9 protein-coding genes and 1 tRNA gene are annotated in these 5,582 nt (G+C 44.8%); 3 read left to right on the top strand and 7 right to left on the bottom strand.

All coding sequences use genetic code 11. The features are described 5' to 3' along the window. Positions 1-13 precede the first annotated feature (13 nt). The 3 genes from B7Y67_RS10090 to B7Y67_RS10080 all read right to left on the bottom strand — a co-directional run bounded on the left by B7Y67_RS10090 (position 14) and on the right by B7Y67_RS10080 (position 2,137). Positions 14-89: transfer RNA gene (locus B7Y67_RS10090), tRNA-His, on the bottom strand. Between the two features lie 64 nt (positions 90-153). Beyond that, positions 154-1,236, bottom strand: a complete 1,083-nt coding sequence (dusA, locus tag B7Y67_RS10085; protein ID WP_293598533.1) for a tRNA dihydrouridine(20/20a) synthase DusA — start codon at positions 1,234-1,236, stop codon at positions 154-156. Positions 1,237-1,243: 7 nt separating this feature from the next. Then, positions 1,244-2,137, bottom strand: coding sequence for a pseudouridine synthase (locus B7Y67_RS10080; protein ID WP_293598532.1), 894 nt, complete (start codon positions 2,135-2,137; stop codon positions 1,244-1,246). Positions 2,138-2,252: 115 nt separating this feature from the next. Here B7Y67_RS10080 and B7Y67_RS10075 point away from each other — a divergent pair, with 115 nt between their 5' ends. The 3 genes from B7Y67_RS10075 (at position 2,253) to B7Y67_RS10065 (ending at position 3,878) form a co-directional block, all read left to right on the top strand. After that, positions 2,253-3,026, top strand: a complete 774-nt coding sequence (locus B7Y67_RS10075) for a TSUP family transporter (RefSeq protein ID WP_293598531.1) — start codon at positions 2,253-2,255, stop codon at positions 3,024-3,026. 119 nt (positions 3,027-3,145) lie between these two features. Further along, on the top strand, positions 3,146-3,571 hold the full coding sequence (locus tag B7Y67_RS10070) for a universal stress protein (RefSeq protein ID WP_293598530.1): 426 nt from the start codon (positions 3,146-3,148) through the stop codon (positions 3,569-3,571). A gap of 70 nt (positions 3,572-3,641) precedes the next feature. After that, positions 3,642-3,878 (top strand): hypothetical protein, encoded by a 237-nt coding sequence (locus B7Y67_RS10065; RefSeq protein WP_293598529.1) that lies wholly within the window; start codon positions 3,642-3,644, stop codon positions 3,876-3,878. A gap of 26 nt (positions 3,879-3,904) precedes the next feature. On the opposite strand, the gene B7Y67_RS10060 is transcribed toward B7Y67_RS10065, so the two are convergent. The 4 genes from B7Y67_RS10060 to B7Y67_RS10045 all read right to left on the bottom strand — a co-directional run. Then, complete coding sequence (locus B7Y67_RS10060) at positions 3,905-4,204, bottom strand: helix-turn-helix domain-containing protein (RefSeq protein ID WP_293598528.1); 300 nt, start codon at positions 4,202-4,204, stop codon at positions 3,905-3,907. Continuing rightward, complete coding sequence (locus B7Y67_RS10055) at positions 4,201-4,524, bottom strand: type II toxin-antitoxin system RelE/ParE family toxin (RefSeq protein ID WP_293598527.1); 324 nt, start codon at positions 4,522-4,524, stop codon at positions 4,201-4,203. The genes B7Y67_RS10060 and B7Y67_RS10055 overlap by 4 nt, the downstream gene beginning before the upstream one ends. Before the next feature lie 129 nt (positions 4,525-4,653). Beyond that, positions 4,654-5,373, bottom strand: coding sequence for an arsenical resistance protein ArsH (gene arsH / locus B7Y67_RS10050; protein WP_293598526.1), 720 nt, complete (start codon positions 5,371-5,373; stop codon positions 4,654-4,656). Next, positions 5,374-5,582 (bottom strand): arsenic resistance protein (locus B7Y67_RS10045; RefSeq protein WP_367227278.1); only part of this gene is annotated, 209 nt, incomplete at its 5' end. It abuts the gene before it with no gap.

Here is a 5,582-nt window from a genome sequence, read left to right as displayed (position 1 = left end):
ATGCAATATTCGGTGGGGCGAACGACGGGGCTCGAACCCGCGACAACCAGAATCACAATCTGGGACTCTACCAACTGAGCTACGTCCGCCACTGAAGACTTAGATTATAGCTTTTGAGGCAAAACCCTGTCAAAAATGGCTTAGATGCAGGGTTTAGGCGCTTTCAAACTCAAATGCTGCCCAATCGCCCAGGGTCAGGCTAGCATCAATAAAGAAGTCCAAAATGGCAGCCTTGCTTTGTACTTTAGCTAGGGCATGGTGATCAGAAAGGCGCTGACGCCAGTAGCGGGAACCTGCCCTGCCATGTGCCAGGCCCAGAATGTGGCGGGTGAATGCGCCAATATAAAAAGGCTTTCCTTTGGCTTGGCACTCATCAAACCAAGCTTGCACTTGCTTAACCAATGCAATCTGAATGCGATGCCATTCAGTTTCACTGAAGAGGTAGCCAGCCGCATCGCCATCGGTATAAATCATGTCATCCCAGCCCAAAAGCAATGCCGGGAAATGATACGCTGCCCTTCCAACCATGAAGCCATCAAAATCATCCCAGTGACCAGCAATCTGATCATTAGTTTCCAGACCACCATTGAGTAACACCTTGAGATTAGGAAATTGCTTTTGCGCATCTAAGCGAAGCTTGGCAGCCACTTCATAACGTAATGGTGGTTTGCTGCGGTTCTCTTTGGGAGATAAACCCTTCAGCACTGCATTGCGTGCATGAATGGTTACCTGACTAGCGCCCGCATCAGCCACAGCAAGAATAAAGTTCAATGCAAATTGATAATCGACCTCAGAGTTAGCAGCATCCATCGAATCCAAACCAAGCCGATGCTTAACGGTGATCGGAGTATCCACAGCTGCCTTCATTGCTTTAACGCAATCAGCAACGAGTTGTGGCTCAGCCATCAAGCAGGCGCCAAAGGCACCACGTTGTACGCGCTCTGATGGACAACCACAATTAAGATCAATCTCATCGTAGCCCCACTGCTGCGCTAACTCCGCAGCTTTAGCTAAATCAGAAGGTTCGGAGCCACCCAATTGAAGAACAACAGGATGCTGCTCTTGCGAATAATCTAAATGACGCGGCACATCTCCATGAATGAGTGCGCCGGTGGTAACCATCTCGGTATAGAGAATTGCTTCTTTAGTCAGAGAGCGATGAAAAGAACGACAGTGACGATCTGTCCATTCCATCATGGGGGCAACAGCTAAGCGCTTGGGTGTTTTTACAGTCATACCAATATCAAGCTAATACTCTCTGGGTCACAAAAGATCTCTCTTGCCCCGTTACCGGGTCTTTAAATTCAATCTCTTTTGCTAAGAGTTGCAGAGGTTTAGAAAAGTCCAAATCATACTCTTGATAAGGGGTAAGCACAGGGTAGATCTGATCATGCTCAATGGGGATACCCAAGCTATTGAGATGGCAACGCAATTGATGCTTCTTGCCACTACCAGGGGTTAAGCGATATTTAGCCCAGGGTTTATTTACCTCTATCAATTCAATCAAGGTATCAGTATTAGGCACGCCCTCCACCTCTTCCATTTGCAGAAAGTGTTCAGATTCTTCCAATCTACTTTGATAGGTCATTGGCAATTGGTTGATGAGGCAATCTGAATAGGGTGCGATCGCTTCATAGACTTTCTTGACTGCGCGATCTCTAAATAAATTTTGGTATTGGGCTCGCTCTAGTCGATTCACAGAAAAAATCACTAGGCCTGCCGTGTCGCGATCAATCCGATGAATTGGACTCAAGTCCTGAATCCCAGTTTTTTTCTTTAGACGGTTCAGTAGGGTTTGATGTAAATACAGACCGCTTGGCGTTACCGGTAAAAAATGGGGTTTATCTGCAACTAGGATGTGCTCATCCTGAAATAAGATGTCTTCCTCAAAAGGAATTTCTGGTTCCCGGGCTAAGCGCCTGAAATATAGTAAGTGCGTATTAGATATGTAGGCATCGCTTGCAGCAAGTGCCTCACCCTCTTGGTTAAATACCAGACCTTCTTCAAAACGAGCTTCCCACTCACCTCTATCAATATGCGGGAAATTGGCAATAAAGAAATCCAACAGACAGGCGTAATCCTGCCCAGCAGGCAGATACACTTTTGATGAGGAGACTCCTTCAGAATTGACTTTCATTTGGACTAGATTATCCACTCCACCCAGAGGAATAAAACAAACTCAATGCGACCATCCAGAAACCCCTCTAAAATGTGCCAGCAACACCAATAAGAACTAGAAAATAAAAGACAACATGTTTGAACTCTCTGCATTCGACCTTGGCCTTTTACTAGCCTGCGCTTTATTTGCAGGCTTGGTCGACTCCATTATTGGTGGCGGAGGAATGATTCAAGTGCCAGCCCTTTTTGCTGCTTTACCAGGCTTTCCGCCAGCTACCTTGCTCTCTGTGAATAAGTTTGGTTCGATTGTGGGAACTATTGGTTCAGCCATTCAGTACAGCCGGGCCAATAAAAGCCCCTGGGGCTTAGTCATCATTTCATCCTCATTTGCGTTTTTTGCCTCAGTCGCGGGAGCTTACCTTGTCACTCGGTTGCCAACAGAATGGCTCCGAGCTGCTCTACCATTTTTATTGCTAGCACTGCTGATCTTTAATATCAAATCCAGTGCTGGATTAATTCATGCGCCTAAGCACCAACACCACAAACAAAAAGCGATAGCATCGACTGGGGCCAGCATCATTGGTTTTTATGACGGCTTTCTGGGACCTGGAGCTGGCGCCTTTTATAAACTGTTCTATACCCGCGTATTGGGATTTGATTTTTTACGATCTGCAGCACCTGCGAAGTGCCTCAATATTGCCTCCAATTTAGGGGCACTCTGCGTCTTTTTCTATCTCGGTTTTTTTGACTGGCAGCTTGGCTTATTGATGGCTAGCGCTAATCTCGTAGGCGGCCAAATTGGCACTAAGATTGCAATCAAACACGGCAATACCTTTATCCGCAAAGGCTTCTTCATTCTAGTAACCATACTGATTATCAAAACCTTCTACGACGCCTTTCTAAAGTAAATTAAGTTCTAGACAAGCGCTTTGTTGGATCTGGCACTTTTTCGTAGATTTATGGCGGTTTTCATAGTAAATTAGTCATATGCAGTTGCAGTTTATTCACTACAAAAATAGAGGGACAAATGAAAATTTTATTACCAGTTGACGGCTCCAAATCTTCGCTCAATGCGGCCAAGTATGTTGGAAAGTTAGCTAAGGATTTGCGCAGCAAGTGCACAGTTACATTGATCAGCGTTCATGACGATATTGGTCTAGGTCATGTAAAGCAATTTGTCGCCAATAGCGTAATCGATGATTACCTTCGTGAAGTCAGCGAGAAAGAACTCAAGGCAGCTCAGAAAGCCCTTGATACAGCCGCTGTAAAACATAACATGGTGATTAAGCGCGGTAATGTTGCCAATGAAATTATTGCCTTGGCCAATAAAGAGAAATTTGATCTAGTGGTTATGGGGTCAAAAGGTCGTAGTGGCATTGTTGATGCCATCATGGGCTCTGTTGCCCAAAAGGTAAGCAATGCAGCCAAGCAGCCTGTTTTATTGGTTAAATAAGTACAAAGATTAATCATCAGATTAACTTCAATAGGCCGTCCATGTGACGGCCTTTTTTACAGGCTACTAAATGAGTATTTTGCTTCTATTTCTTGCACCAGGCCTATTTGCTTTAATTTGGCTCATCCGCCTGCAGATTTGCTTATCCAGAGTCCGTTATCTAGTGGATACCTACGGCATGGATCGCAAAAAATTGCGTAAGTTGTCATGCAAAGAGCTCAAGAAACTCCGCATATCGATTGATGAACTTCAGCATGCTAATGATGCATTTGCCTTAGAGAATCTTGTTAGGCCATTTAGGACATAACAAACAATAGCCCAAAATTAGTCGGATCAGACTAGGTGTAATTCGACCTTCTTACCTAAGGCAGCAGCATACTTTCGAAGCGTACTTAAACTTGGGGAGTGCTTTCCAGTTGCCAAAGAGCTTTCGAGTCTGGCTATTGCTGGAGCTTGTGTACCCATTCTGCGAGCCACTTCAGCCTGAGATAAACCTGCGGCTTTACGAGCCTGAAGTATTTCATCAAGAATCGCAAACTCCTCTTTATTTAAGCGCTCAACCTCAGCCTTGACTGCTGGATTTTTCAACATCTTGCTAACTGCTTGCTTATGGGTCAATGTCTTTGTCTTCATAATTTCACTTCCCTCATTCTCAACTTGGCTAGCCTTAGTTCCTTATCGGGAGTTTTCTGCGATTTCTTAATAAAACTATGCAACATCACAATCTCTCGCTCCACCACAGTACAAAAGAAAACTCTTGCAATTCCCTCTATACCTTTTAGCCTAAGCTCAAATAAACCACCGCCAAACGAATCAGTATGCGGCAAACCTAAATGCGGCCCATATTCAATCATGCGCTGCGTCAAAGCAATGTAGCGCGCCTGCAAAGAAATAGGTAAATCAAAAATTTTCTCCAATACATCGGGGCTGTAATAGCGAATGGTATAAGTCATTCAATAATGCTAACAAATATGTTAGCATCAAACAACCATGTTGTGCAAGGGCCATCCAAGAGTGAGGGTATATTGGACTCACAAATAAATCCCGTAATCTAGCTAGAACGGATAGCTAATCTTCAGAGGCTATATTGCTCTTTGATTTACCCTCTTAGATAGCTCCTGAGCAGATTCTTTTCGCTCGCTGTAGCGATCCGTCAAGTATTCACTAACTCCACGAGTCAGTAATGTGAACTTATAGAGCTCTTCCATGACATCAACGATGCGATCATAAAAGGAAGATGGCTTCATGCGCCCATCTTCTTCAAACTCTGTAAAAGCCTTAGCAACCGATGATTGATTGGGAATCGTAATCATCCTCATCCATCGTCCCAAGATGCGCATTTGATTCACCGCATTAAAGGATTGCGATCCCCCGCATACCTGCATTACCGCCAAAGTTTTACCTTGAGTTGGTCTAACGGCACCCTCAGACAAAGGAATCCAATCAATCTGTGTTTTTAGCAAGCCGGTCATGGCACCATGTCGTTCCGGTGAGGTCCAAACCATCCCCTCTGCCCACAAAGCCAATTGGCGCAATTCCTGCACCTTCGGATGGGTATCGGGTGCGCCATCAACTAAAGGCAGACCAGTAGGGTCAAAAATTTTGACTTCGCCACCCATAGCGGTTAACAGCCTCGCCGCCTCGAAAGTAAGGAGCCTACTATAGGATCTCTCTCGCAGTGAACCATACAGCAGCAGAAACCGAGGCGCATGATCATCAGCCTGAATACTCAATTTTTCCAATTCAGGAATCTGGAAAAGATCCTCTACTAAAGCTGGAAATTGCAGTGGCGACTCAAACACTTAAGACACATCCTTTTGAAAATACTTTTCCTTAAACCATAAGGCTACAGTGACTAAGCCAATCATGATGGGCACCTCAACTAATGGGCCAATCACTGCCGCAAAGGCTGCTCCAGAATTAATTCCAAAAACTGCAATAGCAACAGCAATAGCCAACTCAAAGTTATTACTAGAAGCGGTAAAGGAAAGCGTGCAGCATCGTTTGTAAT

The organism is Polynucleobacter sp. 35-46-11 (assembly GCF_002281105.1).
This window is presented reverse-complemented; position numbering and strand designations above follow the sequence as displayed.

Excerpts from the sequence above, each read along its gene's own strand:
- dusA (WP_293598533.1), bottom strand. The coding sequence starts at position 1,236 with ATGACTGTAAAAACACCCAAGCGCTTAGCTGTTGCCCCCATGATGGAA.
- B7Y67_RS10080 (WP_293598532.1), bottom strand. The coding sequence starts at position 2,137 with ATGAAAGTCAATTCTGAAGGAGTCTCCTCATCAAAAGTGTATCTGCCT.
- B7Y67_RS10075 (WP_293598531.1), top strand. The coding sequence starts at position 2,253 with ATGTTTGAACTCTCTGCATTCGACCTTGGCCTTTTACTAGCCTGCGCT.
- B7Y67_RS10070 (WP_293598530.1), top strand. The coding sequence starts at position 3,146 with ATGAAAATTTTATTACCAGTTGACGGCTCCAAATCTTCGCTCAATGCG.
- B7Y67_RS10065 (WP_293598529.1), top strand. The coding sequence starts at position 3,642 with ATGAGTATTTTGCTTCTATTTCTTGCACCAGGCCTATTTGCTTTAATT.
- B7Y67_RS10060 (WP_293598528.1), bottom strand. The coding sequence starts at position 4,204 with ATGAAGACAAAGACATTGACCCATAAGCAAGCAGTTAGCAAGATGTTG.
- B7Y67_RS10055 (WP_293598527.1), bottom strand. The coding sequence starts at position 4,524 with ATGACTTATACCATTCGCTATTACAGCCCCGATGTATTGGAGAAAATT.